General features: G+C 68.9%; 24 protein-coding genes. 16 read left to right on the top strand and 8 right to left on the bottom strand.

Annotated features, from left to right (window positions below):
• The 7 genes from N0B51_RS07275 to N0B51_RS07245 all read left to right on the top strand — a co-directional run bounded on the left by N0B51_RS07275 (nucleotide 1) and on the right by N0B51_RS07245 (nucleotide 5,964).
• Entirely contained in the window at nucleotides 1–744 is a 744-nt protein-coding gene (locus tag N0B51_RS07275; protein WP_259961650.1) for a ComF family protein, read from the top strand.
• 331 nt (nucleotides 745–1,075) lie between these two features.
• Nucleotides 1,076–1,456: a phosphoribosyl-AMP cyclohydrolase gene (hisI, locus tag N0B51_RS07270; RefSeq protein WP_259961649.1), complete on the top strand. Its 381-nt coding sequence runs from the start codon at nucleotides 1,076–1,078 to the stop codon at nucleotides 1,454–1,456.
• Nucleotides 1,457–1,488: 32 nt separating this feature from the next.
• The gene (locus tag N0B51_RS07265; RefSeq protein WP_259961648.1) at nucleotides 1,489–1,950 is read left to right on the top strand and encodes a MerR family transcriptional regulator; all 462 of its coding nucleotides are present in this window, start codon (nucleotides 1,489–1,491) and stop codon (nucleotides 1,948–1,950) included.
• A 2-nt stretch (nucleotides 1,951–1,952) separates the two neighbouring features.
• Nucleotides 1,953–3,752 (top strand): acyl-CoA dehydrogenase C-terminal domain-containing protein, encoded by a 1,800-nt coding sequence (locus N0B51_RS07260; protein ID WP_259961647.1) that lies wholly within the window; start codon nucleotides 1,953–1,955, stop codon nucleotides 3,750–3,752.
• A 5-nt stretch (nucleotides 3,753–3,757) separates the two neighbouring features.
• Nucleotides 3,758–4,264 (top strand): GNAT family N-acetyltransferase, encoded by a 507-nt coding sequence (locus tag N0B51_RS07255; protein WP_259961646.1) that lies wholly within the window; start codon nucleotides 3,758–3,760, stop codon nucleotides 4,262–4,264.
• Nucleotides 4,265–4,515: 251 nt separating this feature from the next.
• Nucleotides 4,516–5,400, top strand: a complete 885-nt coding sequence (locus N0B51_RS07250) for an OmpA family protein (RefSeq protein WP_259961645.1) — start codon at nucleotides 4,516–4,518, stop codon at nucleotides 5,398–5,400.
• Between the two features lie 24 nt (nucleotides 5,401–5,424).
• Nucleotides 5,425–5,964, top strand: a complete 540-nt coding sequence (locus tag N0B51_RS07245; RefSeq protein WP_259961644.1) for a GNAT family N-acetyltransferase — start codon at nucleotides 5,425–5,427, stop codon at nucleotides 5,962–5,964.
• On the opposite strand, the gene N0B51_RS07240 is transcribed toward N0B51_RS07245, so the two are convergent.
• From N0B51_RS07240 to N0B51_RS07225, 4 genes are read right to left on the bottom strand one after another with little or no spacing between them, the layout of a single operon-like run.
• Entirely contained in the window at nucleotides 5,961–7,058 is a 1,098-nt protein-coding gene (locus N0B51_RS07240) for a PA0069 family radical SAM protein (protein ID WP_375545939.1), read from the bottom strand. The genes N0B51_RS07245 and N0B51_RS07240 overlap by 4 nt on opposite strands.
• 27 nt (nucleotides 7,059–7,085) lie before the next feature.
• Nucleotides 7,086–7,613: a molybdenum cofactor biosynthesis protein B gene (gene moaB, locus N0B51_RS07235; RefSeq protein WP_259961642.1), complete on the bottom strand. Its 528-nt coding sequence runs from the start codon at nucleotides 7,611–7,613 to the stop codon at nucleotides 7,086–7,088.
• A complete protein-coding gene (locus tag N0B51_RS07230) occupies nucleotides 7,614–9,374 on the bottom strand; it encodes a lytic transglycosylase domain-containing protein (RefSeq protein WP_259961641.1) in 1,761 nt (586 codons plus the stop codon).
• Complete coding sequence (locus N0B51_RS07225; protein WP_259961640.1) at nucleotides 9,353–10,129, bottom strand: uracil-DNA glycosylase family protein; 777 nt, start codon at nucleotides 10,127–10,129, stop codon at nucleotides 9,353–9,355. The genes N0B51_RS07230 and N0B51_RS07225 overlap by 22 nt, the downstream gene beginning before the upstream one ends.
• A gap of 74 nt (nucleotides 10,130–10,203) precedes the next feature.
• Between N0B51_RS07225 and N0B51_RS07220 the strand changes: the two genes are divergently transcribed.
• From N0B51_RS07220 to N0B51_RS07190, 7 genes are all read left to right on the top strand, one after another.
• Nucleotides 10,204–11,853, top strand: a complete 1,650-nt coding sequence (locus N0B51_RS07220) for an electron transfer flavoprotein-ubiquinone oxidoreductase (protein ID WP_259961638.1) — start codon at nucleotides 10,204–10,206, stop codon at nucleotides 11,851–11,853.
• A 10-nt stretch (nucleotides 11,854–11,863) separates the two neighbouring features.
• On the top strand, nucleotides 11,864–12,673 hold the full coding sequence (locus N0B51_RS07215) for a 4-(cytidine 5'-diphospho)-2-C-methyl-D-erythritol kinase (protein ID WP_259961637.1): 810 nt from the start codon (nucleotides 11,864–11,866) through the stop codon (nucleotides 12,671–12,673).
• Nucleotides 12,670–13,404, top strand: a complete 735-nt coding sequence (locus N0B51_RS07210) for an N-formylglutamate amidohydrolase (RefSeq protein ID WP_375545938.1) — start codon at nucleotides 12,670–12,672, stop codon at nucleotides 13,402–13,404. Before N0B51_RS07215 ends, N0B51_RS07210 begins: the two co-directional genes overlap by 4 nt.
• Before the next feature lie 66 nt (nucleotides 13,405–13,470).
• Nucleotides 13,471–15,315, top strand: a complete 1,845-nt coding sequence (ilvD, locus tag N0B51_RS07205) for a dihydroxy-acid dehydratase (RefSeq protein ID WP_259961636.1) — start codon at nucleotides 13,471–13,473, stop codon at nucleotides 15,313–15,315.
• Entirely contained in the window at nucleotides 15,315–15,671 is a 357-nt protein-coding gene (locus N0B51_RS07200; RefSeq protein ID WP_259961635.1) for a hypothetical protein, read from the top strand. Before ilvD ends, N0B51_RS07200 begins: the two co-directional genes overlap by 1 nt.
• Nucleotides 15,658–17,055: an NAD(P)H-hydrate epimerase gene (locus tag N0B51_RS07195; RefSeq protein ID WP_259961634.1), complete on the top strand. Its 1,398-nt coding sequence runs from the start codon at nucleotides 15,658–15,660 to the stop codon at nucleotides 17,053–17,055. Before N0B51_RS07200 ends, N0B51_RS07195 begins: the two co-directional genes overlap by 14 nt.
• Complete coding sequence (locus tag N0B51_RS07190; RefSeq protein ID WP_259961633.1) at nucleotides 17,052–18,245, top strand: class I SAM-dependent RNA methyltransferase; 1,194 nt, start codon at nucleotides 17,052–17,054, stop codon at nucleotides 18,243–18,245. Before N0B51_RS07195 ends, N0B51_RS07190 begins: the two co-directional genes overlap by 4 nt.
• 3 nt (nucleotides 18,246–18,248) lie before the next feature.
• Here N0B51_RS07190 and N0B51_RS07185 read toward each other — a convergent pair whose 3' ends face one another.
• The 4 genes from N0B51_RS07185 to N0B51_RS07170 are packed head-to-tail and all read right to left on the bottom strand — an operon-like array spanning nucleotide 18,249 to nucleotide 21,013.
• Nucleotides 18,249–19,025, bottom strand: a complete 777-nt coding sequence (locus N0B51_RS07185; protein ID WP_259961632.1) for a hydrolase 1, exosortase A system-associated — start codon at nucleotides 19,023–19,025, stop codon at nucleotides 18,249–18,251.
• Nucleotides 19,022–19,708 carry an alpha/beta hydrolase family protein gene (locus N0B51_RS07180; protein ID WP_375545937.1) on the bottom strand — a complete coding sequence of 229 codons (687 nt, stop codon included), beginning with the start codon at nucleotides 19,706–19,708 and terminating at the stop codon, nucleotides 19,022–19,024. Before N0B51_RS07180 ends, N0B51_RS07185 begins: the two co-directional genes overlap by 4 nt.
• The gene (locus N0B51_RS07175; protein ID WP_259961631.1) at nucleotides 19,705–19,995 is read right to left on the bottom strand and encodes an acyl carrier protein; all 291 of its coding nucleotides are present in this window, start codon (nucleotides 19,993–19,995) and stop codon (nucleotides 19,705–19,707) included. Before N0B51_RS07175 ends, N0B51_RS07180 begins: the two co-directional genes overlap by 4 nt.
• A gap of 37 nt (nucleotides 19,996–20,032) precedes the next feature.
• On the bottom strand, nucleotides 20,033–21,013 hold the full coding sequence (locus tag N0B51_RS07170; protein ID WP_259961630.1) for a GNAT family N-acetyltransferase: 981 nt from the start codon (nucleotides 21,011–21,013) through the stop codon (nucleotides 20,033–20,035).
• Here N0B51_RS07170 and N0B51_RS07165 point away from each other — a divergent pair.
• Nucleotides 21,012–22,526: an acyl-CoA ligase (AMP-forming), exosortase A system-associated gene (locus N0B51_RS07165; RefSeq protein WP_259961629.1), complete on the top strand. Its 1,515-nt coding sequence runs from the start codon at nucleotides 21,012–21,014 to the stop codon at nucleotides 22,524–22,526. The genes N0B51_RS07170 and N0B51_RS07165 overlap by 2 nt on opposite strands.
• Entirely contained in the window at nucleotides 22,523–23,752 is a 1,230-nt protein-coding gene (locus N0B51_RS07160; protein ID WP_259961628.1) for a pyridoxal-dependent decarboxylase, exosortase A system-associated, read from the top strand. The genes N0B51_RS07165 and N0B51_RS07160 overlap by 4 nt, the downstream gene beginning before the upstream one ends.
• The last annotated feature ends 54 nt before the right edge of the window (nucleotides 23,753–23,806 follow it).

Genomic DNA, 23,806 nt, shown 5'->3' with positions numbered 1-23,806 from the left:
GTGAGCGTTGCCGCAACCTTTCGCCAGGGGCTGGCGCCGCTGGTGGACCTCGTCTTCCCGCCACGCTGTCCGCTTTGCGGCGGTGCGATCGGCGCGCAAACCGGCCTGTGCGCGGCATGCTGGAGCGCGCTCGTCATCCCCGGCGAACCCTCGTGCGCGAAGTGCCAGCGCCCGTTCGGCGAGGCGCAGGTCGGCGAAGGCGCAGTCTGTGCGCCTTGCCTCGCCCGCCCCCCGCGGCACGACGGGATCGCCGCAGGGACCCTCTACGGCGAGGGCTCGCGCAAGCTGGTGCTGGCGTTCAAGCACGGTCGCCGCATCGCGCTCGCCCCGATGCTCGCCCGGCTGATCGCGGCCCGGCTACCCCAACTCGAAGGGGAGTGGATCGTCGTTCCGGTTCCGCTGCACCGCTGGCGGCTCTGGGCGCGCGGATACAACCAGGCGGCCCTGCTCGCGCGCGAGATCGCGCGGCTGGCGGGCGCGCGGCTGCACGTGGACGCGCTCAAGAGGATACGGCGCACGCCCGCGCTCGGCGGGCTCGGCCGGAAGGCCCGGGCGCGCACGCTGGCGGGGGCAATCGCGGTCACGGGGCGGCGGCGGCACGCGATCGAAGGCGCGCAGGTCATCCTCGTCGACGACGTCCTGACCAGCGGGGCGACCAGCGACGCCTGCGTGCGCGCGCTCAAGCGTGCAGGGGCGAGCAAGGTCGTGGTGGCGTGCTTCGCCCGGGTGATCGACGAGGCGTAAGGCACGGGCGCACGAGGATCAGGCCCACAAACGAAACGCCCGGGGCCGAAACCCCGGGCGCACCGTGACGAAATTCTTTGGACGTCCGGCCGCCACCCCCTTGGGCAGCCTTGGTCCGATCCCTCAATCGTCTGCCCTCCGGAAGTCGCGCTCCGTTCCCTCAAACGGGCGCGGTGCATCCGGTGGCGGTCCCTGAACCTGGCGCTCTATCGGCACCGGCGTTCCGGTTTGCGGCCCATGCGGGCTGCGAGGCGATGTGTCTCATTGTTGCAGGATTCATCAAAGGGACATCTTGCCAGGCCGCCGATTTTGGAAGAGGTCTGTTGTTATCGTGCAACAAACCTCTGACATACCGTCCGAAGCGCACCGCGCGCCGTTCACCCCTAAGTTCGATGCAGCGGGCCTGCTGACCGCCATCGTGACCGATGCGGACACCGGGGCGATCCTGATGCTGGCGCACATGGACGCTGAGGCGCTCGCGAAGACGCGGGAAACCGGGCTTGCCCATTTCCACTCGCGATCGCGGGCCCGGCTCTGGATGAAAGGCGAGACATCCGGCAACACCCTTGCCGTCGAGCGGATCCTGGTCGATTGCGACCAGGACGCGCTGGTCCTCGAATGTCGCGCGGCGGGGCCGGCCTGTCACACCGGGGCGCCGAGCTGCTTCTACCGCGAGTTGGCGGGTGACGTTCTCCGGCCCGTCAATACTTGACGCAAACGTAAAGAGGCGGCTATCCGGCACGCATGGCCGCACCCGACCGCAAGACCTCCGCCGCGCCTTCCGAACACGGCGGTGCGCATCTCGATCGCCCGGACCTGCTCGCGCGCGAACAATTCTCGATTTCCGACCTTACCGAGGAATTCGGCTGCACTGCCCGTGCCTTGCGTTTCTACGAGGACGAGGGGCTGATCGCCCCGCGCCGGGTGGGCCTGGCGCGCATCTATTCGAAGCGTGACCGCGCGCGGCTGGCGTGGATCATGCGCGCCAAGAACGTCGGGTTCAGCCTTGGCGAGATCCGCGAGATGATCGATCTCTACGATCTCGGCGACAACCGCGCGGAGCAGCGCCGGGTGACGATCGAGAAGTGCCGCGCACACGTCGCCAAGATGAAGCGCCAGCGCGACGACCTCGACTCGGCGATCGCCGAGCTCACCGAATTCATCGCCCACGTCGAACGCGTGGTCGACGAAACCAGCGAGGACTGACGATGCCCACTTACACCGCCCCGACCCGGGACACGAAGTTCGTCGTCAACGAGGTGCTCGACCTCGCCAGCTACGGCAACCTGCCCGGTTTCGAGAGCGCCACGACCGACATCGTCGATGCCGTCATCGACGAGTGCGGCAAGTTCTGCGCGGAGGTGCTGCAGCCGCTCAACCAGGTCGGCGACAGCGAAGGCTGCACGCGCCATCCCGACGGATCGGTGACGACGCCCACGGGGTTCAAGGCCGCATTCGATCAGTATGTCGAAGCCGGCTGGTCGACCCTGTCTTCGCCCGCGGCCTATGGCGGGCAGGACATGCCCCACGTACTCGGTTTCGTGCTCGAGGAGTTCGCATCCACTGCGAACCATTCGTTCGGGATGTACCCGGGGCTCACCAACGGCGCGGTCAGCGCGCTGCTGGCGTTCGGCAGCGACGAGCTGAAGCAGCGCTACCTGCCGAACATGATCGCCAACAAGTGGCTGGGTACGATGAACCTGACCGAGCCCCAGTGCGGCACCGACCTCGGCCTGATCCGCACCAAGGCGGAGCCGCAGGGCGATGGAAGCTACGCGATCACCGGGACCAAGATCTTCATCTCGGCCGGCGAACACGACCTGACCGAGAACATCATCCACCTCGTCCTCGCCAAGACCCCGGGCGCGCCCGACAGCAGCAAGGGGATCAGCCTGTTCGTGGTGCCCAAGGTCCTCGTCAACGACGACGGCACGCTCGGGGACCGTAACGCGGTCCAGTGCGGCTCGCTCGAGCACAAGATGGGCATCCACGGCAATTCGACCTGCGTGATGAACTACGACGGGGCGAAGGGCTGGCTGGTCGGCGAGGAGATGAAGGGCCTCGCAGCGATGTTCGTGATGATGAACGCCGCGCGGCTCGGCGTCGGCATCCAGGGCCTCGCCCAGGCCGAGGTGGCGTACCAGAATGCCGTCGCCTATGCTCGCGACCGGCGCCAGGGGCGCGCGCTGACTGGCCCCGCCGAACCAGAGCAGAAGGCGGACAGCATCATCGTCCACCCCGACGTGCGGCGGATGCTGATGGATGCCAAGGCATTCACCGAAGGGATGCGCGCGCTGTACCTTTATGCCGCGCTGCAGGTCGACCTGACCCACAAGGCGCAGACCGAGGAAGAGCGCACGCTTGCCGATGACCTGCTGGGCCTGCTGACCCCGGTGATCAAGGGCTATGGCACCGACAAGGGCTTCGACACCGCGGTGCAGATGCAGCAGGTGTTCGGCGGCCACGGCTATATCGCCGAATGGGGCATGGAGCAGTTCGTGCGCGATGCGCGCATCGCGCAGATCTACGAAGGCACCAACGGCATCCAGGCGATGGACCTGTGCGGCCGGAAGCTCGCCAGCAAGGGCGGCGCGGCGATCCAGGCGTTCTTCAAGCTCGTCGACGACGAGGCGGCCGCTGCCGAAGGCGACCTGAAGCCGCTGGGCGAGGCGCTTGCGAAAGTCGTCGGCGAGCAGAAGGCGGCAACGATGTGGTTCATGCAGAACGCGATGGCCAATCCGAATAACCTCGGCGCCGGCGCGCACCACTACATGACGATCATGGGTATCGTCTCGCTGGGGTGGATGTGGGTGCGGATGGCGCGGGTCGCGGCCGCGCGGCTGGAGCAGGGCGGCGACGACAAGGCTTTCTACGAAGCCAAGCTGACGACGGCGGGCTATTTCTTCGAACGTTTCGGCCCTGACGCGGGCGCGCTCAGGCGCAAGATCGAGGCGGGAAGCGAGGCGATGATGGCGCTCGACGAGGACATGTTCCTCACCGCCGCCTGACGCGCGTGCAGCCGCCGGCGATCCGCCCAGCCAGCCCGGCCGACGCGGAGGCCATCGCGGCCATCTACGCGCATCACGTTCGAACCGGCACGGCCAGCTTCGACGTCGATCCGCCGCCCGCGGAGTTCTGGAAAGAGAAGATCGGCGCGATCGCCTCGCGCGGCTGGCCCTTTCTCGTCGCTGCCGCGGAGGATACCGTCGTGGGTTACGCCTATGTCAGCCAGTTCCGCGACCGGCCGGCCTACGCGCGCACCTGCGAGGACAGCATTTACGTCGACGGAGGCTGGACAGGGAAGGGGGTCGGCTCCGCGCTGATGTCCGCTCTTGTCGATGCCGCGCGCGATTACGGGTTCGAACAGATCATCGCCGTGATCGGTGGGGCAGAGCCGGCCAGCGTCGCGCTGCACGCCAAGGCAGGCTTCGTGGAGGCCGGCCGGATGCGCAAGGTCGGGCGCAAGTTCGGCAGGGTACTCGACACGCTCTACATGCAGCGCGACCTCACCGCGGATTGAGCCCGTCCCGTCGTCGCGGCTCGGTTCGCCGTGCTGCGGGCCCAAGCCGCCGCGCGACTCGCATCGATCGGTCCTGGTGTTCATGTGGCAGAAATGCGGCAGCTAACAACCGAACCGCCGCGCCGGGCAGGTTGACCAACTCCTGTCCGGCGTTCGCATATGTTGGGGGTTGGAACGCCGGCCGCGTGTCGCCAGCGGCGGGCGGGGAGACTGTCGCCGACGGCCGGCTCGGAACGATCAAGGAGTACACCATGAACGCATTGTCCAGGAAGAGCGCCTTGCCGTTGCTGCTCGCGAGCCTCGCGCTGCCGATGGCCAGCGGCATCGCCGCGCAGGATGCGCAACCGACGGCTTACGGCGATGACGGGCTGACCGTCTACGGCACCCCTCCGGCCGATCTCTCCGGCCTGCCCGAAGGCCCAGAGGTCGATGGCTTCATTTCCGCGCGCAAGGGCGACCGGTTCCAGGTCACCGGCGAAACGGGCGAGAAGACCGTGATCGGCATCAGTGCCGCGACCGAGGTCAAGGGCGCCGGAGGCTTCCTGGGCCTGGGCAGCACCAAGCTGGGGTCCGACGCCCTGCTGAACGGCCTGCCGGTGAGCGTGAAGACGGTGCAATGGGGCGGCGGGCTCGTCGCCAGTGCGGTCAAGTTCAAGAAGGGCGACTACAAGACCGCCGCGATGATCAGCCGCGGCACCGCGCAAGGGTTCGCCGAGCAGACCGCCGCGACCGAGGCGCTGCGCAGCCGCGTCGCCGACATCGACAACTACAACGTCAAGGGCACGACGAACGTGTTCTTCGACACCGGCAAGTACAACCTGTCGCCCGAGGCGCAGGCCGACCTGTGCCAGGCGGCGAACCAGGCCCAGGCGATGGACAACGCCCTGCTTCTCGTCGTCGGCTACACCGATTCGACCGGCGGGTACGAGATCAACCAGGCGCTGAGCGAAAAGCGCGCGAGTCGGGTGGTCAACTACCTCCAGCAGCAGTGCGGCTGGAAGCCCTATCGTATGCTGACACCGACCGGCATGGCCGAGGCCGATCCGCTGGCCGACAACTCGACCGCGTACGGCAAGGCGCAGAACCGCCGCGTCGCGGTCAACATCCTCGTCAGCAAGGCCGTCGACGGGATGTAAGGGTACCGGGGCAGGCGCAGGCCGGTGCCGCGCCTGTCCCGTTTTTTCCTAGCATGGGTGGCGCTGCGCTTGTGCGCGGTGCATCAGGCCTGGGTGAACAGCGAACGCGCGATCCCCTTCCTCAAGTCACTCCGCCGCGATCCGGGCTTGCCGGAATGGCCCGCAGGCGTGCGGATCGTCGTTTTCGACGAAGACCGCCATCCCGCACCGTGTCATCGGCTGCTGAGGCGGGCATATTCGGAAGGGCAGGGCGCGGTGCCCGATTTCGATGACTGGTGGCAGCGTCTGCGGAACGACGCCGAATATGCCGCGGATTACACGTTCGTCGTGCTTGGCGACGCGGACCAGCCGGTCGCCCTTGCTCAGTGCTGGAGCAGCGCCTTCCTCAAGGACTTCGCCGTCGCAAGCGACTGGCGGCGGCGCGGGCTTGGCACGGCCCTGATGATGCACGTGTTCGACGCGTTCCGTCGGAACGGTTTTGAGGCGCTGCGCCTGAAAGTCCGCGCGGGCAACTTACCGGCGATCGCCTTTTACGAGTCGCTGGGAATGATCCGCGAGCCCTAGAGCAGCCGCATCTGCCCATCGGTCTCGGGCGGGCGAAACTTCGTGCAATCGAGCTCGAACCGCGCCTTGACGATGCCGGCGCGTCTGCAGGCGAGCGCGAAGCGGGCGCGAAACAGGTCGGCCCAGACGCCCGACGGTTTCATGCGGGTGAAGAAGTCGGGATCGTTGTCGCGACCGCCGCGGATCGAGCGGACGATGCTCATCACCTTGTCCCCGCGCTCGGGAAAATGGACGGAGAGCCATTCGCGGAACAGCGGTGCGACCTCGTGCGGGAGCCGCAGCGGTATCCAGCCCGCCGAACGGACGCCCAGCGCGGCAACCCGCGCGACGATCTCCTCCATGAAGCCGTCGGTGATCGCCGGGATGACCGGCGCTACCGAGCAGTGTGCGGGGATGCCCGCTTCGACCAGCCTGCCGAGCGCGGCGAGCCGCTTTGCGGGCGCCGCCGCCCTCGGCTCGAGCTTGCCGGAGAGCCTGGGATCGAGACTGGTGACCGACACGCTGACGGCGACGAGCCTGCGCCCGGCCAGTTCGACGAGCAGGTCGAGATCGTCGAGCACGCGGTCGGACTTGGTGGTGATCGTCACCGGATGCCGCGCATCGAGGCACACCTCGAGAACCTGCCGGGTGATCCGGTATCGCCGCTCGATCGGCTGGTAGGGATCGGTGTTGGTCCCCATCGCGATCGGCCGCGGCCGGTAGCGCGGCCTGGCGAGCGTCTCGCGCAGCAGCCGCGCCGCATCGGGCTTGGCGAACAGCCGGGTCTCGAAATCGAGGCCGGGCGACAGATCGTGAAAGGCGTGGGTGGGCCGAGCGAAGCAATAGACGCAGCCGTGCTCGCACCCGCGATAGGCATTGACCGACCGGTCGAAACCGATGTCGGGCGATGTGTTGAAGCTGAGGATCGTCTTCGGACGTTCCTCGGTAACGACGGTGCGAAGCTTTACCGGCGGGCCATCAAGCTGTTCCATGTAATCGCGCCAGTCGCCGTCGACCTCGCGCTCCGCCAGCCCGAAGCGCGTCGACACCCGCGATCCTTGCGCGCCGCGACCGGCGATCTCAGGTTCGAGTCGGCGCTCCATGCGTGAGAACATACACGGAACATCGCAGCGATGTAAGGGCTACGTCTCGCGCAGCCGCGGCATCAGCTCGACGAAGTTGCAGGGGCGATTGCGGCTGTCGAGCTGCTCGGCAAGAATGCCGTCCCAGCCGTCCTTAACCGCCCCGTTCGAGCCGGGCAGGGCAAAGACGTAGGTCCCGCGTGCGACGACCGCCATGGCGCGGCTCTGCACGGTGCTGGTCCCGATCGACTTGTAGCTCAGCCAGCGGAACAGTTCGCCGAAACCGGGGATGTCCTTGTCCTTCACCCGGTCGAGTGCTTCGGGCGTCACGTCGCGGCCGGTCAGGCCGGTCCCGCCGGTGGTCACGACGACATCGACCTGCGGATCGTCGATCCAGGTCTCGAGCCGCGTGGCGAGCGCTGCCGCGTCGTCCCTCTCGATCGCACGGGCGACGAGGTTGTGGCCGGCATCGCGGATCCGGTCTGCGAGGATATCGCCGCTTGTGTCGTCGGCCGTTGTGCGGGTGTCCGAAACCGTCAGCAGCGCGATGTTGACCGGCCGGAAGGTTCGCTCGGGATCGATCGCCATCTAGCGCCGCGTGACCCGCACGCCCTTGCTGCCGGACAGCTCGGGGAAGGTCGGCCAGAGACCCTGCGCCAGCGCCAGCCGGCTGTCCGATCCGGCGCCTGCCTGCCGCTCGTACATCCAGTAGTTGCGCATCACGATCGAAACGTATCCGCGGGTTTCCCAGTAAGGGATGCTCTCCATGTAAAGCAGCGGATCGCCCTGGTCGTTGATCTCGGTATTCCAGCGGGTCACCGGCGAGAGGCCGGCGTTGTATGCGGCCATGATCTTGGGCAGGAGGCCGCCGGTCGCGGAGCTGTCGCGCAGCATCGCCAGGTTCTGCTGGCCGAAGGCGAGGTTGGTCGCCGGGTCGGCCAGGTTCACGTAGCTTGCGCTCATGTTCAGGCGCGGCGCGTGCTGGCGCACGGTGATCGGGGTGATCTGCATCAGGCCCCGGGCCTGTGCCGGGCTGACAGCATTCACCTGGAATCGCGATTCCTGCAGCGTGTGCGCGAAAGCGAGCGCGGGATCGACCTGCCAGCCGCCCACCGGCTGCCAGCGGGGGGCGGGATAGCGCAGGGCGGTTTCCGCCTGCGCGCCGCGCGGCGCGTTGGCCGCCATCCACAACTGGGTCGATGGCAGGCCGAGTTCGCGCGCGAGGCGCGAGAGCGCATCGTATTCCTGCGCCGGGCCGATCCTGGCCTCGTGCCGCAGCACCTCGTCGGCGAGCGCGTCGCGCCCGATTTCCGAAAGCGCGACCGCGGTGCGCACGTTGGGCGACCCGCGCAGGCGCTGCCAGTCGGCAAGGTCGAAATCGGCGGTCCGCTTGCCCCCTGGCAGCTCCTGGCCAAGCGCTTCGCGCGCGAGCATTCCGTACAGCGTCTCGTCCATTCGCGCCGCGCCGCGCAGCTGCTCTGCGGCACGTTCGGGCTGGCGGCAGCGGACGAGCGCGCGGCTGGCCCAGTAATAGGCCGCCGCGGCGAGTTCGGGGTTCTGCGCCGATCCCGCCGCGCGCTGGAAGGCGCTGGCCGCGCCCGCGCAATCGTCCAGGCGCCACGCCGCGAGCCCCGCGGTCCAGTCGCCTTCGCCGACCCAGGCGCCGCTCCCGCCGTCGCGAACGGTCTCGGCCATCGCCAGCGCGGCGGCGTCCTGGTTCTCGATGTAGTAGCTCCATGCCACGCGCTGCCGCCACTCGGCGCGAGCGGCCGTCGACAGCGACGCGTCGACGCCGTCGAGCAATATCCGCGCGCCGCCTGGATCGTCGTTCTTGATCCGGTCGAGGATGGCCGACTTGATCTCTGCCGGCATCGATCCGTCATCGACCGACGAGGGAAGCACGCGGCGGGGCGCATAGCCCTGCGGTACGAGGCGCTGCTCCTGCGGCAGGCTGGGCATCGCCGCCAGCCCGCGCTTGAGGCCAAGATTCGCCATCTGCTGCGCCATCGGCAGCTGGGTGCCCTGCGACAGCCATGCCTCGATCGCTGGCAGCTCGACCTTGGGGCTCGCCGCGTCGAGGTAGTACTGTGCGCGCGCGACCTGGTGCAGCGGGCCGTCGGGCCGTTCGGCGAACATCGCATCCACCCGCGACCAGTCCTTGGCGTCGATCGCCGAAAACAGCGACTTGTACCAGTCCCGCTCGGACTGGCTCAGCAGCTCGGGGACGTTGGTGCTGGTGGCGCGGTTGCGGAAATATTCGGCCGCGCTCGAATTGGCGAGGGCCGGGGTCGCGGAAACGCAGGCGAGCGCGCTCGCAATGAAAAGAGCTAACCTTGCGCGTCGCGCCATGCGTCGGTGTCCGTCCAGTCCAGCCAGCGCCGCCAGAACCGGGCCCGTAGCTGCCAATTGCCGAGCAGCCGTTCGAGCCCCGCTTCGAACAGCGCGGGTATCCTGCCGCCTTCATGGTTAAAGGTCTGTAACTTTTGAGCGCCTTGCGCCGGATCGTGCCCGCAAAACGGCAGGATGTTGCGTCCGAACGCAATCAGCCTTTTCGGCCGGGCAAGCGCAACGTGATTGGCGAGCACGTCTCCCATGCCTTGGCGCTCGATCTGCTCCCAGTCGGCAAGCGGCGTATGACGCGGGAGAACGGCCGCGCGGTAGACCTTTTCGGCGGGAAGTCCTGCGGCGTTGAGGAACCCGTCCAGTAACTTGCCGTGGGGGCCTGACAGCAGCGTCTCGCGGTCGGCCTCCTCGGGCATCGCGACGAGGATCATCAGCTCCGCACCCGCCAATCCGACAGGTGCCACCCGCGGGGCGAGGCCGCCTTCGTCGAGCGAGGGTTCCGCCAGCCACCACTGCCGGAACGTCTCGAGATCCTGCGGCCAGGCGCTGCGGGGGCCGCCGATCTTCGGCTCGGACGGGGCGACCGGCTTTGGCCTGTCGGGGACCGTTCGCGCCCGCCGGGCGGGCTCTTCGGCCGCGGCGGGATCGGCCAGCCAGCCGACAGGCTCGTCGCCGAATAGCGCGTCGACCCCTGCCTCGCGCCACCAGTCGAGCGTCGCGGCGATGTCGGCTTCAAGCGGGGAGGGGGCGGGGCGCTGCACGGGATATGGGTCTTGACCTCACCCGCGGCTGCAATCAAGCCGGTCCGGAACTTTAACGGGGAGCCGACCAGGCAATGAGCGAACGCGAATCGATGCCGTGCGACGTGGTTATCGTCGGGGGAGGGCCGGCGGGCCTGGCCGCGGCCATCCGTCTCAAGCAGCTCAACGACAGCCTCGAAGTGGTCGTGCTCGAAAAGGGCAGCGAGATCGGTGCCCACATCCTCTCGGGCGCGGTGGTCGATCCCAGGGCGCTCGACGAGCTGATCCCCGAATGGCGGGACCAGGGTTGCCCGATGGCGGCGACCCCGGTTACCGACAACTGGCACTGGGTCCTCTCAAAAAAGGGCAAGACCAGCCTCCCGCACCTGATGATGCCACCGTTCATGTCCAACGACGGCTGCTATACCGGGTCGCTCGGCAACATGTGCCGCTGGCTCGCCGAGCAGGCCGAGGCGCTGGGCGTGATGGTCTTCCCCGGCTTCCCCGCCGCAGAGGTCTTGCTGGACGGCGAGGGCAGCGTCGCCGGCGTCATCACGCAGGACATGGGTGTTGCGGCAGATGGATCGCACAAGCCCGACTACCAGCCGGGGATGGAGATCCACGCCAAGTACACGCTCTTCGCCGAAGGGGCGCGCGGCAATCTCACCAAGCAGATGAAGGCGAAGTTCGACCTCGAGGCCGATTGCCAGCCGCAGGTCTACGGCCTGGGCGTCAAGGAGCTTTGGGACATCGACCCGGACAAGCACGTGCCGGGCCGGGTGATCCACACGCAGGGATGGCCGCTCTCGGAAAGCGAGAGCTGGGGCGGCGGGTTTCTCTACCACCAGGCGAACGGCCAGGTGGCGCTGGGGTTCGTCACCGCGCTCGATTACCGGAACCCGTGGGTCAGCCCATTCCAGGAATTCCAGCGCTGGAAGCAGCACCCGGCGATCCGCGAATACCTCGAAGGCGGCAAGCGCGTGGCCTATGGCGCGCGCGCTATCAACGAGGGCGGCTGGCAGTCGGTGCCGAAACTCGCCTTCCCCGGCGGCGCGCTGATCGGCTGCGCGGCGGGCTTCGTCAACGTGCCGCGCATCAAGGGCAGCCACACCGCGATGAAAAGCGGGATGCTCGCCGCCGAGGCCATCGCCGCCGCGATCGGACGCGGCGAGGAGAAGACCGCGCTGCTGGACTACGACGCAGCGGTGCGCGGCAGCTGGATCGCGGACGAACTGAAGCTCGTCCAGAACGCGCAGCCGGCGGTCGCCAAATTCGGCGGAGACTTCGGCACGATCGTGGCGGGCCTCGACATGTGGCTGCGCTATCTCAAGATGCCGATCCTGCCCGCCTTCAAGCACGAGCCTGACTACGAACTGACGGGGCGCGCCGATCTCTATCCCAGGATCGAGTACCCCAAGCCCGACGGCAAGATCAGCTTCGACCGGCTGACCAGCGTCGCCTTCAGTTACACCAACCATGCCGAGGACCAGCCGGTCCACCTCAAGGTCAAGGACATGGAACTGCAGAAGCGCAGCGAGCTGGGCGTCTACGGCGGCCCCTCGCAGTTCTACTGCCCGGCGGGCGTCTACGAATGGCTGGTAGACGAGGACACCGGCGCGCCGAAGTACCAGATCAATTCGCAGAACTGCGTCCACTGCAAGACCTGCGACATCAAGGACCCCAACCAGAACATCAACTGGACCACGCCCGAAGGCGGCGGCGGGCCGAATTATCCGAATATGTGATTCCGCGCCGGTGCGCGAAACCGCCTATGCCAAGATCAACCTCGCGCTGCACGTCCGGCGGCGGCGGGATGACGGGTATCACGAGCTCGAGACGCTGTTCGCGTTCGTCGATGCGGGGGACGCGCTGACCGCGCGCGCGGCGGCGCGGGACGAGCTTACAGTGTCCGGCGAGTTTGCTCCGCAGCTGACTGATCCGCTTGGCAATATCGCGGCCAAGGCGCTCGGCAAGTTGCCTCGTCCGGGCGGACTGGCGATCGCCCTCGAGAAGAACCTGCCGGTAGCGGCGGGGCTCGGCGGCGGGTCGGCGGACGCAGCGGCGGTGTTCCGGATCGTCGAAGCGTTGCACGGGCTGCCCGGCGACTGGCGCGAACGCGCCGCATCGCTGGGCGCCGACGTGCCTGCCTGCGTTGAAAGCCGGATGTGCCTCGGCCACGGAACCGGCATCGAATTGTCAAGCGTAGACAACGACCTGGAGGGCGCGCCTGTCCTGCTCGTGAACCCGCGCGTGCCGCTCGCCACCGGGCCGGTCTTTGCAGGATGGGATGGACGGGACGGCGGGCCATTGCCCGAGGGGCCAGCCTCGAACATCGCTGCAGAGGGTCGAAACGACCTCGAAGCCCCGGCAATCGCGCTCGTGCCGCAGATTACCGCGGTTCTCGACGCCTTGCGTGGAACCGGCGCCACGCTCGCCCGTATGTCGGGTTCGGGCGCGACGTGCTTCGCGCTCTACTCGTCCGTGGACGCCTTGCGCGAAGCCGCCGCGCGCCTGGCGGCCGACCATCCCGACTGGTGGCAGATGTGCGGGAGCCTGCGTCCTTGATCACCGAGTGGCAGCCGTGGCGGCACGTGGGACCCGAGCCGCGCAAGAAGGGGCTGGTGGTCGTTGCCGACCATGCTTCCAACTTCGTTCCCGACGATATCGAACTCGGCATCGAAAACAAACTGCTGGGCGAACACGTCGCGCTCGACATCGGCGTGGAAGGCGTCGCCGAACGCATGGCCCGTCGCCACGGCGTGCCAGCGCATCTCGCCTGCGTCAGCCGGCTCGTCTGCGATCTCCACCGGGAAGAGGACAATCCCGCGGTCGTTCCCACGACCAGCGACGGACACCTGATCCCCGGCAATATCGGCGCCGATGTCGAAGCGCGGCTTGATCGCTTCCACCGTCCCTACCACCACGCGCTGGCTGATTGGCTGGATGAGTCTGATCCCGGACTTATCATTTCCTTGCATAGCTTTACGCCCGCTCTTGCAAGCAAGGTCGAGGAACGACCGTGGGAGGTCGCGCTGCTCTACAACACCGACGACCTGCCCGCGCGCCACGCAATCCGGCTGTTCGGCGAACAGGGACTGACCGTCGGCGACAACCAGCCCTACTCGGGCAAGGAGCTCAACGCGACGATGAACCGCCACGCCGAGGCGCACGGGCGGCATTACCTCGCGATCGAGGTGCGGCAGGACCAGATCGTCACCGAAGCGGGGCAGGCACGCTGGGCGTCGATGATCGCCGATATCGCCGGCCGGGTGGCACTCATGCTTGAGGCGGCCTAAGGAAAAGCCGTTGGGGTTCGCGCGGCGCCTGGCCTAACCGGGCCCCGATAGCCAAGGACCTTTCCGATGCCGAACTTACGATCCCGCACGACCACACACGGCCGCAACATGGCCGGAGCCCGCGGCCTGTGGCGCGCGACCGGCATGAAGGACGGCGATTTCGGCAAGCCGATCGTCGCGGTCGTGAACAGCTTTACACAGTTTGTCCCCGGACATGTCCACTTGAAGGACCTGGGCCAACTGGTCGCCCGCCAGATCGAGGCGGCAGGCGGGGTTGCCAAGGAGTTCAACACGATAGCGGTCGACGATGGCATCGCGATGGGGCACGACGGGATGCTCTACTCGCTCCCCAGCCGCGAACTGATCGCCGACAGCGTGGAATACATGGTCAATGCGCACTGCGCCGACGCGATGGTGTGCATCTCGAACTGCGACAAGATCACCCCCGGCATGCTGATGGCGGCGCTGCGGATCAACATTCCCGCCGTGTTCGTGAGCGGTGGACCGATGGAAGCGGGCAAGGTCGTCGTGAAGGGCAAGCAAGTTGCGCTCGACCTCGTCGATGCGATGGTCGCCGCCGCAGACGAGAGCTTCAGCGACGAGGAAGTGTCCGACATCGAGCGCGCCGCGTGCCCGACTTGCGGCAGCTGTTCGGGCATGTTCACCGCCAATTCGATGAACTGCCTGACAGAGGCGCTCGGCCTCTCGCTGCCCGGCAACGGCTCGGTTCTCGCCACTCATGCCGACCGGCAGGGCCTGTTCGAGCGCGCGGGGCGCCTCGTGGTCGAGCTCTGCCGCCGGTATTACGGCGAGGACGACGACAGCGTGCTGCCGCGCTCAGTCGCTTCGTTCGAGGCGTTCGAGAACGCGATGAGCCTCGACATAGCGATGGGCGGATCGACCAACACCGTGCTCCACCTGCTCGCAGCCGCGCACGAAGCCGGCGTGGACTTCACGATGCAGGACATCGATCGCCTCAGCCGCAAGGTTCCCTGCCTGTGCAAGGTCGCCCCGGCCAAGAGCGACGTCCACATGGAGGACGTTCACCGCGCCGGCGGGATCATGGCGATACTCGGCGAACTCGACCGCGGCGGGCTGCTTCACACCGCGCTGCCCACCGTGCATTCGCCGACGATGGGCGATGCCCTTGCCGACTGGGACGTGCGGCTGACGAACAGCCCGGCGGTACAGGATTTCTATCGCGCGGCGCCGGGCGGTGTGCCGACGCAGACCGCCTTCAGCCAGAGCGAGCGATGGGACGATCTCGATACCGACCGCAGCGGCGGCGTGATCCGCAGCACGCATCACGCCTTCAGCCAGGACGGCGGCCTCGCGGTGCTGTTCGGCAACCTCGCCAAGGATGGCTGCATCGTCAAGACCGCGGGCGTGGACGAGAGCATCCTCACCTTCGGCGGCCCGGCAAAGGTGTACGAAAGCCAGGACGCGGCAGTCGCGGCGATCCTGACCGATCAGGTCGTGTCCGGCGACGTGGTGGTGATCCGGTACGAGGGGCCGCGCGGGGGGCCGGGGATGCAGGAAATGCTCTACCCGACCAGCTACCTCAAGTCGAAGGGCCTCGGCGCTGCCTGCGCGCTGGTCACCGACGGGCGCTTCTCGGGCGGCACCAGCGGCCTCTCGATCGGGCACGCCAGCCCCGAGGCGGCCGAGGGGGGAACGATCGGGCTGGTGCAGGACGGCGACTGGATCGAGATGGACATCCCGAACCGCTCGATCCAGCTGGTCGTGCCCGACGACGAACTCGCCCGTCGCCGCGCCGCGCAGGACGAGAAAGGCTGGTATCCGGCAAGGCCGCGTCCGCGCGCGGTATCACCCGCCCTGCAGGCCTATGCCGCGATGACCACCAGCGCCGCGCGCGGCGCGGTCCGCGACGTGAGCCGGCTGCGCCGCTGATGCGCCTCGCGGTCGTGGCGATCCTGCTCGCCCTGGCGGCGTGCGGTCGCGGTGCCACCCAGTCGCAGGCGGCAGAGGGTGCGACCCGCATCGAATGCGCGCTCGGGGAAGGGAGCCGGTTCTCTCCTGATTGCCTCGTCGAGCGCGTGCAGGGCGAAGAGGGCAGCGAATTCGTCGTTCGCCATGGCGATGGCAAGTTTCGCCGGTTTCGCATCGCGCCCGACCGGCACGGCATGGTCGCGATCGCCGGGGCGGACGATGCCGTCAATGCGTTCGAGGTTGATCCTCCGATCCTCCAGGTGACCGTCGGCTCCGACCGCTATCGCTTCCCGGCGGACATCGATGCGGCCCGGTGAGCAGGTCCTTACCGCCGCGCAGATGCGCGCGGCCGAAGAGGCGCTGATCGCGCACGGCGTCTCGGTCGACGCGCTCATGCTGCGCGCAGGGCGCGGCGCGGCGGAATGGATCTGGCGCGTGGCGGCAGGGCGCCCGGTAACCGTGCTCTGCGGCCCCGGCAACAACGGCGGCGACGGCTACGTCATCGCTGAAACGCTCCGCGCGCGCGGCATCGAGGTGGGCGTGGTCGCCCCGATCGAGCCGAAGACCGACGCCGCCCGCAACGCGCGCGCGCGCTGGCAGGGCCGCGTCGCGACTTCGGGCGATAGGATTCACGGCGGCGTGTTGGTCGACTGCCTGTTCGGATCGGGGCTGACGCGGCCCCTGTCGCCTGAGCACGCGCTGCTTCTGGCAGAGCTCGCCGCGCATCATGCCTTCACCGTCGCGATTGACCTGCCGAGCGGAGTCGCGACCGACGGCGGGGCTCTGCTCGGCAACGTGCAACGGTACGACCTGACGCTAGCGCTCGGCGCGTGGAAGCCCGCCCATTTCCTCATGCCCGCGCTCGACCGGATTGGGGAAACCCGGCTGGTCGAGATCGGCGTGCAGCAGGTCGAAAGCGCCGCGGCGGTATTTCCCCGCCCGAGCTTCGCCTCGCCCGCACGGGGCGCGCACAAGTACACCCGCGGCCTGGCAGGGGTGGTGGCGGGCGCGATGCCGGGTGCCGCGATGCTCGCGGCCACCGCGGCGATGCGGGGCGGAGCGGGTTACGTGAGGCTGCTCTCGGCGCACTCGCATCCGGCCGCGCCTGCGGCGTTGGTCGTGGACGACAGCGATCTTTCGAGCGCACTGGGCGATCCGCGCTGGTCGGCCCTTCTGGTCGGACCCGGCCTCGGTCGGGACGAGGCGGCACGCGAGCGGCTGGGGGCGGTGCTCGGGGCAGGAACGCCAACCGTGCTCGATGCCGATGCGTTGCACCTGCTCGACGACGACCTGCTCGAGGGGGTCGATCCCTCGCGCCTTCTCCTGACCCCGCACGAAGGCGAGCTGTCGCGGCTGTGCGCTTGCTTTGGCGTCACGGCGGAGGGCAAGCTCGAACGCGCCCGCGCGCTCGCCGCGGTGACCGGCCTGACGGTGCTGGCGAAAGGCCCTGACACCGTGCTCGCGGCGGCTGACGGGCGGCGCGCGTTCTTTCCCGCCGCCCCCAGCTGGCTTGCCAGCGCGGGCACCGGCGACGTGCTGGCGGGGCTGGCGGTGAGCCGCCTTGCCACCGGCCGCGCGCCGTTCGCGGCGGGCGGTGAGGCCGTGTGGCTTCATGCCCAAGCCGCGCGAGAGGCTGGTCCGGACCTGACGGCCGATGACCTTGTTCGTTGTTTATCAAGCGCGTACGCACGATTCCTGTGATCCAAAGCGAAGAAATCGTTCGCGTCGCCGCAAAGGGAGACGGCGTCACGGCAAGCGGGCGCCACGTCGCGCTCGCCGCGCCGGGTGACGTCGTGCTGCCTGACGGCACGTTGCAGCCGGGACCGCACCGCGTCCCACCGCCGTGCCGCCACTTCGGACCGTGTGGCGGCTGCCAGCTCCAGCACCTCGACGAGACGGTGCTGGCGGCGTTCGTGCGCGACCGCGTGCTTCACGCCGCGCGTTCGCAGGACCTCGAATCCGGCGTACTGGGCGAAACGCACCTCTCGCCGCCGCGCAGCCGCCGACGCGCGACACTTCATGCGCAACCGGCGGGCGGCAAGATCGTTCTGGGCTTCCGCGAGGCCGGTTCGCACCGGATCGTCGACCTTGCGGAATGCGATGTCCTGCGGCCCGAGTTGTTCGCCCTCGTCGCGCCGCTGCGGCGGATGCTGGGAGCGCAGAAGGGCCGCTGGGCGGTCGATGTCGAGCTGACGCTCGCCGACCAGGGCGTCGATTGCGGGCTCAAGGGGTACGCGATGGAGGGATTGCAGGCGACCGAGGCGGCGCTTGGATTCGCGCATGAACACCGCCTCGCCCGCCTGACAGTCGACCTGGGCTATGGGCCTGAACCGGTGTGGGAACCCGAACCTGTCACCGTGACGCTGGGCGGCACGCCCGTCGCGCTGCCGCCGGGCGCGTTCCTGCAGGCGACCGGCGACGGTGAAGCGACGCTCGTCGGCGCGGCCCGCGAATGGCTGGCGGGAAGCGGCCCGGTCGCCGACCTGTTCGCCGGCCTCGGCACGTTCGCCTTCGCCCTCGACGGGCCGGTCGCCACTTACGAAGCGGCGCGTAACGCGCATCTCGCCTGTCGGGCGGCCGCCGCCCGGTACGCGGGGCGCGTGTCGGCCCACCACCGCGACCTCTTTCGCAATCCGCTGCAGCCGGGCGAGATCGATGCCTTCGACGCGGTTCTGCTGGATCCGCCACGGGCCGGTGCGCGCGAGCAGGTCGCCCGGATCGCCGCGAGCGGGGTGGGCCGCGTGGTCTATGTCAGCTGCAATCCGTCGAGCTGGGCCAAGGACGCGCGGACGCTCGCCGACGCGGGCTTCCGGCTGGCAGAGCTGCGCCCTGTGGGCCAGTTCCGCTGGTCGACCCACGTAGAGCTGGCGAGCCTGTTCGTGCGGGACTGACCGTCAGGCGCCGCGCAGCATCGCCAGCAGTTCGCCTTCGAGAAAGACCTTCGCATCGGGTTCGACCCAGGCGTGGGTGGCTCCGGCACACCGCACGACGCGTTCGTCCTCCTGCGGCCAACCGGCCTCGAACGCCTGCGCGGTGCGGTCGGCGCTTGCCAGGACGATCCTTGCCGGGCCTTGGAACGCGGCGAGCCCCGCGGCGATTTCCCTTGCGAGCGTCGACCGGGGTGCGCCGGGCCGGGCAGCCTGCACGATTCCGCGTGCCAGCTTGCCAAGGTTCACCCCCCCGCTGAAAAGCCGCAGCACTTCTCTGGGGTTCCTGAGCTTGTCGGCGTAGCGCGCGCGCACCGCGGCCGGGGGTGGCACCGTGCCCGTTTCCTCGATCGTCCACGGGTTCGACAGGACGAGCGCATCGAACCCCGCGCCTTCGGTCAGCATCAGCGCGCTGGCGGCATCGCAGTTGCCGAACCCGACCACCCGGTCGACGGTGGGCGCGATCGCGCGAAACGCCGCGAGCGCGGCCTCGATGTCCTTGCGGCTCTTGCGAAAGCCGCGGTTTTCGCCTCCGCTGTCGCCGACCCCGCGCCGGTCGAAGCGGAACACGGGGAAACCCTTGCGGGCTATCCGGGCTGCCAAGGCCGCCTGCCCCGAAAAGGCCCCGCTGCGCACCTCGTTGCCGCCGCTCACGATCAGCAGGCCGCTCGTACCCGGTGCGGTGTCGAGCGTACCGGCGAGGGTCGTGCCCTCGCAGTTGAAGGTGAGCTGGAGCCGGCTCATGCCCCGGCCATCCCGATTGCGACCATGGCGGCGAGGGCATCGGCTTGCGCCGCATCCTCGTCCGGTTCGGCGCGCAGCCAGAGGGCGGGACCGCCGAGCGCCGCCTGCTCGATCTCGGCCAAGCCGGGCGGCGCTTCTGCGCCTTCGAGTTCGCGGAACATTTCTGCCCCCACATGCCACCCGGCAAGCTCGATTCCCTCGCTGCGGGCCATCGCCTGCAGGTCCTCCGTCCGCTCGCTCCGGCCCGCCTCCTTCGCCGCGATCGTGCGCGCGCGCAGCATGGCCCTCAGGACCGGCCGGCCGCCAACAGGGGCGTAGCGCCAACCGGGAAGTCCCTCGGGCGCGAGCAATGCGCCCGCGCGCACCGTCAGCACGTGCGTGGCGGCGAAGTGTTCAGTCGCCGCGGCGGCGGCCGTGCGCCAGCTTGCCAGCGTCTGGTCTGCGAGCTTTGCCGTGCTCTCGTTGCAGCCGGGCAGGTCGGGCAGGACGCAATCGATGCCCGCCAGATCGAGCCGGCGCATGACCTCGACCGTCAGGCGGCGCAGCTTGTTCGCCTCGTCGAACCACGCGGGCAGCACGAGCAGCCGGTTCTCGCGGCGCTTGTCGAACGCCAGCGCCATTTCTTCGCGCGTGCCGCCGCCGGGGGCGGGGCACGGCCAGTCGACGAGTTCGAACGGGGTCACGCGGCGGCGGCTTTGCCCTCGGCGAAGGCCAGCAGGCCGCCGTAGGTTTCGAGCATTTCGCCGTCGACGTCATCGTCGTCGATGACGATGTCGAGGCGATCTTCCATTTCGGTGAGAAGGCCGGCGACCGCCATCGAATCCAGTTCGGGGAGGTGGCCGAACAGACCGGTGTCGCTGTCGAAGCCGGCGACGCGCTCCGCATCGAGGCCCAGCACGTCGCCCAGGATCGCGCGCAGCTGCGCGTCGATCGCGCTGCGGCTCGGCGCGAGATGGTGGCCTTCGGTCATCCGGGCTGTTCCCCCTAACGAAATCGCGGGCTGCGCCCTAGCGACCGCGCATTGCGCGCGCAAGCATACGCTTGGCGAGTGCCGGCCAGGCGCGCGGCTGGCGCGGGTCGAGGCAGTCGATCCGATACCGCGGTCGGTCGATCTCCATCCAGTCCCGCTTGTAGGCGTCGTCGCCGGTTCCGAAGTCGATAAGGTCCACCCGGTCGCGATCGATCACCCGCTCGAACAGCGCCGCGCTCAGCGTCGTTCCGGCCGAAAGCGGCCTCGCGCTCTCGCGGTGGGCCAGCTTGTGGATGTACGCGGTGCCGTTCTCCACCGTCCAGAACTGCGCCGCGACGGGCTCGCCATCGGGCGCATGGGCCACGCCGAGCCGGATACGGCCCGTCGCGCCCTCGGCCTCGGCAAAGCGGCGCAGGAGTACCGGATCGCCTTCTTCGGGTTTCCAGCTTTCGGCATAGATCGACTCGTAGTCGGCCCAGGCGGCGGTATCGAACCGGTCGTGGATCGACACCGACACCTTTTTCGCCTTGCGCTTGAGCGTGGTGCGCATCGGGCCAGGCCGGCCGGCCCAGTATTCGGCGAAGCTGCGCCCACTGACCGCGAGCACGTGGTTGCGGTCGCAATGCTCGACCGAAACGCGCCAACCCGCTGTACGGAATGCTTGGGAAAGCCGCGTGGCGCTGCCGTCTTCGTCGGGAACGGGCCACAGCGTGACGCGGTGCGCGCGGCTGCGCAGCGCCTGCGCGATCGCCGCGAGCAGCACCGGATTGTCGCCATGCGGCCGCCACGTGAACGCGTACCAGTTGCGCAGTGGCTCGATCCGGCCGTTGGCCAGGGTCAGCATGAGCGAGACGTCGCCCGCCTGCGCGACCAGCGGTTCCTGCCCCGCCTCTGCAAGCAGCGCGAACCATTCGGCGCGGTCGAACGGTCCGCAATCCGCAACGGCGGCTTGCAAGACGTTAACCGTGCCGTGATAGCTGACCGCGCTCGACGCCATTTCGCCCTTCGGAGTAACCATGTCCCTCGCGCCCGATCCCCGGCCCCGGCCGCTCGATCATCTCGCCGAACGGGGCGAGGGCGAAGCGCCGGCGCTGGTCTTGCGCGGGGGCACGCTTACCCATCAGGACTTAAGAACCCGTGTCGGGCAGATCGCCGCCTGGCTGGCGGGACGCGCCGCGCCCGGCGACCGGATCGCGAGCTGGGCGGCGAAGGGCGAGGCGACCTGCCTGCTGCCGCTCGCCTGCGCCCGGGCGGGAATGGTCCACGTGCCGATCAACCCGCTGCTGAAGCGCCTCCAGGTCGCGCACATCCTGGCCGATAGTGGCGCGGTGCTGCTGGTGGGCACGAAGGCGCGGCTCGCGAGCCTCGAGGACGGCGACGCGCCGGCCGGCTGCGGGGTGCTGGCGGAAGAGGACCTGCTCGAAGCGTCGCGGGGGTGCGACCCCCTCGGTCCATCGGATCACGACCCCGACGACATTGCCGCGATCCTCTATACCAGCGGCTCGACCGGCAAGCCCAAGGGCGTGGTGCTGAGCCACGCCAACATGTGGCTCGGTGCGGTCAGCGTGGCGCACTACCTCGGGATGGCGGCGGACGACGTCACGCTCGCGGTGCTGCCCTTGAGCTTCGATTACGGGCAGAACCAGCTGCTGAGCACATGGTATGCGGGCGGCTGCGTGGTGCCGCTCGATTACCTCGTGCCGCGCGACGTGGTGAAGGCGTGTGCCCGCCACGGGGTCACGACACTGGCGGCGGTGCCGCCGCTGTGGGTCCAGCTCGCGGAGATCGACTGGCCCGAAGACGCCGTCGCTTCGATGCGCCGCCTGACCAACAGCGGCGGCGCGCTGACCGAGCCGCTGGTGCGTGCGCTGCGGCGGATTTTTCCGCAGGCGCGCCTGTTCCCGATGTACGGCCTGACCGAGGCGTTCCGCTCGACTTATCTCGACCCGGCGCTGGTCGACAGCCACCCGACCTCGATGGGCAAGGCGATACCGTTCGCGGAGATCCTGGTGATCGCCGACGACGGCACGGTCGCTGGCGACGGCGTGGAGGGCGAGCTGGTCCATGCCGGGCCGCTCGTGGCCTTGGGCTACTGGCAGGACGAAGCGCGCACCGCCGAGCGATTTCGGCCCGCGCCCGAAGCGTCCCGGTACGGCGGCATGGCGGTCTGGTCCGGCGACCGCGTGCGCCGCGCGGCCGACGGGCTGCTCTATTTCGTCGGCCGGCGCGACGCGATGATTAAGAGCGCGGGCAACCGCATCAGCCCGCAGGAGGTCGAAGACGCCGCGATCGCCACCGGCCTGGCCGCTGAAGCGGTCGCAATCGGCGTGCCCGACGAGCGGCTGGGACAGGCGGTATGCCTCGCCGTGCGCCCGGTCGGCGCGTTTGACGAAGACGCCCTGCGCAAGGCGCTCGCCGCATTGCTGCCGAACTTCATGCTCCCCCGCATCATCCGGTCCTATGCCGCGATGCCGCGCAACCCGAACGGCAAGCTCGACCGCAACGCGCTTGCCGCGGAGATGGCCGGATGAAGCCGCTCGGACCGATACCGGACGGCTACGCGGCGAAGGACGGCCAACTCGCCATCGGGGGCAGGACGGCGCGCGAACTCGTGGCCGAGGCGGGCGGCACCCCGCTGTTCGTCTATTCGAGGCGGCACATGGACGACCGCATGGCCGATCTTCGCGCCGCGATGCCCGACCGGCTGGCGATCCACTACGCGGTGAAAGCCAATGCGTGGCGCCCGGTTCTCGAGCACATGGCGGGTCTTGCCGATGGCTTCGACATCGCTTCGGGCGGTGAACTTGCCCTCGTGACCGAAGCAGGCATCGATCCCGCGCTGGTCAGCTTTGCCGGGCCGGGCAAGCGCGACCGCGAACTGGAGGCCGCGATCGAAGCGGGCGTCACCCTCAACTGCGAAAGCGAGAACGAAGCGCGCCGCGCCCTTTCGATCGGCGAGCGGCTGGGCAGGCAGCCGCGCATCGCGATCCGGGTCAATCCCGATTTCGAACTGCGCGGATCGGGCATGAAGATGGGCGGGGGCGCCAAGCCGTTCGGGATCGATGCCGAACGCGTGCCGGCACTGGCGCGCGCGATGATTGCTGCCGGGGCCGACTGGCGGGGACTGCAAATATTCACCGGCAGCCAGGCCCTCGACGCCGAAGCGATCGCCGAGACGCAGGGCAACGTGCTCGACCTTGCCGACCGGCTGGCGCGCGCGATCGGGCAGGGGACGCTTCCCAGGCTCAACATGGGCGGGGGCCTCGGCATTCCCTACTTCGCAGGCGACACGCCGGTCGACCTCGCGCTGGTCGGCAAGCGGCTGGCCGAGCGGTTCGCGGCGCTTCCCGACACGCTTGCTGGCACTCAGCTGTGCATCGAACTGGGCCGCTACCTCGTCGGGGAAGCCGGGGTGTACCTGTGCGAAATCGTCGACCGGAAGGACAGCCACGGCGAGACCTATCTCGTCACCGACGGCGGCCTGCACCACCAGCTCGCCGCGTCGGGCAATTTCGGCACCGTCGTGCGCCGGAACTACCCGGTCGCGATCGCCACGCGGTTCGGTGAAGAGGCTAACGAGGAAGCGAACGTCGTCGGTTGCCTTTGCACCCCGCTCGACCGACTGGCCGACAAGGCCATGCTGCCCCGCGCCGAAGTGGGCGATCTCGTGGCGGTGTTCTGCGCCGGGGCGTATGGCGCCAGCGCTTCGCCCGCCAGCTTCCTGGGTCAGGGACCGGCGCGCGAGTTGCTGATTTAACCTTTACGCGCGCGCTGTCCCGATCCGGGACCGGCCCTCGCAAGGCCTCTCAAA

The organism is Tsuneonella litorea, assembly GCF_025154015.1.
GTDB classification, from domain to species: domain Bacteria; phylum Pseudomonadota; class Alphaproteobacteria; order Sphingomonadales; family Sphingomonadaceae; genus Tsuneonella; species Tsuneonella litorea.
The sequence above is the reverse complement of the archived record's forward strand: the minus strand, read 5'-3'. Positions and strand labels throughout refer to the sequence as shown.

Bases quoted from the DNA above. Each gene is read 5' to 3' on its own strand.
- N0B51_RS07265 (WP_259961648.1), top strand. From the start codon at position 1,489: ATGGCCGCACCCGACCGCAAGACCTCCGCCGCGCCTTCCGAACACGGC.
- N0B51_RS07260 (WP_259961647.1), top strand. From the start codon at position 1,953: ATGCCCACTTACACCGCCCCGACCCGGGACACGAAGTTCGTCGTCAAC.
- N0B51_RS07250 (WP_259961645.1), top strand. From the start codon at position 4,516: ATGAACGCATTGTCCAGGAAGAGCGCCTTGCCGTTGCTGCTCGCGAGC.
- N0B51_RS07240 (WP_375545939.1), bottom strand. From the start codon at position 7,058: ATGTTCTCACGCATGGAGCGCCGACTCGAACCTGAGATCGCCGGTCGC.
- moaB (WP_259961642.1), bottom strand. From the start codon at position 7,613: ATGGCGATCGATCCCGAGCGAACCTTCCGGCCGGTCAACATCGCGCTG.
- N0B51_RS07230 (WP_259961641.1), bottom strand. From the start codon at position 9,374: ATGGCGCGACGCGCAAGGTTAGCTCTTTTCATTGCGAGCGCGCTCGCC.
- N0B51_RS07220 (WP_259961638.1), top strand. From the start codon at position 10,204: ATGAGCGAACGCGAATCGATGCCGTGCGACGTGGTTATCGTCGGGGGA.
- ilvD (WP_259961636.1), top strand. From the start codon at position 13,471: ATGCCGAACTTACGATCCCGCACGACCACACACGGCCGCAACATGGCC.
- N0B51_RS07200 (WP_259961635.1), top strand. From the start codon at position 15,315: ATGCGCCTCGCGGTCGTGGCGATCCTGCTCGCCCTGGCGGCGTGCGGT.
- N0B51_RS07195 (WP_259961634.1), top strand. From the start codon at position 15,658: ATGCGGCCCGGTGAGCAGGTCCTTACCGCCGCGCAGATGCGCGCGGCC.
- N0B51_RS07185 (WP_259961632.1), bottom strand. From the start codon at position 19,025: ATGAGCCGGCTCCAGCTCACCTTCAACTGCGAGGGCACGACCCTCGCC.
- N0B51_RS07175 (WP_259961631.1), bottom strand. From the start codon at position 19,995: ATGACCGAAGGCCACCATCTCGCGCCGAGCCGCAGCGCGATCGACGCG.
- N0B51_RS07165 (WP_259961629.1), top strand. From the start codon at position 21,012: ATGTCCCTCGCGCCCGATCCCCGGCCCCGGCCGCTCGATCATCTCGCC.
- N0B51_RS07170 (WP_259961630.1), bottom strand. From the start codon at position 21,013: ATGGTTACTCCGAAGGGCGAAATGGCGTCGAGCGCGGTCAGCTATCAC.
- N0B51_RS07160 (WP_259961628.1), top strand. From the start codon at position 22,523: ATGAAGCCGCTCGGACCGATACCGGACGGCTACGCGGCGAAGGACGGC.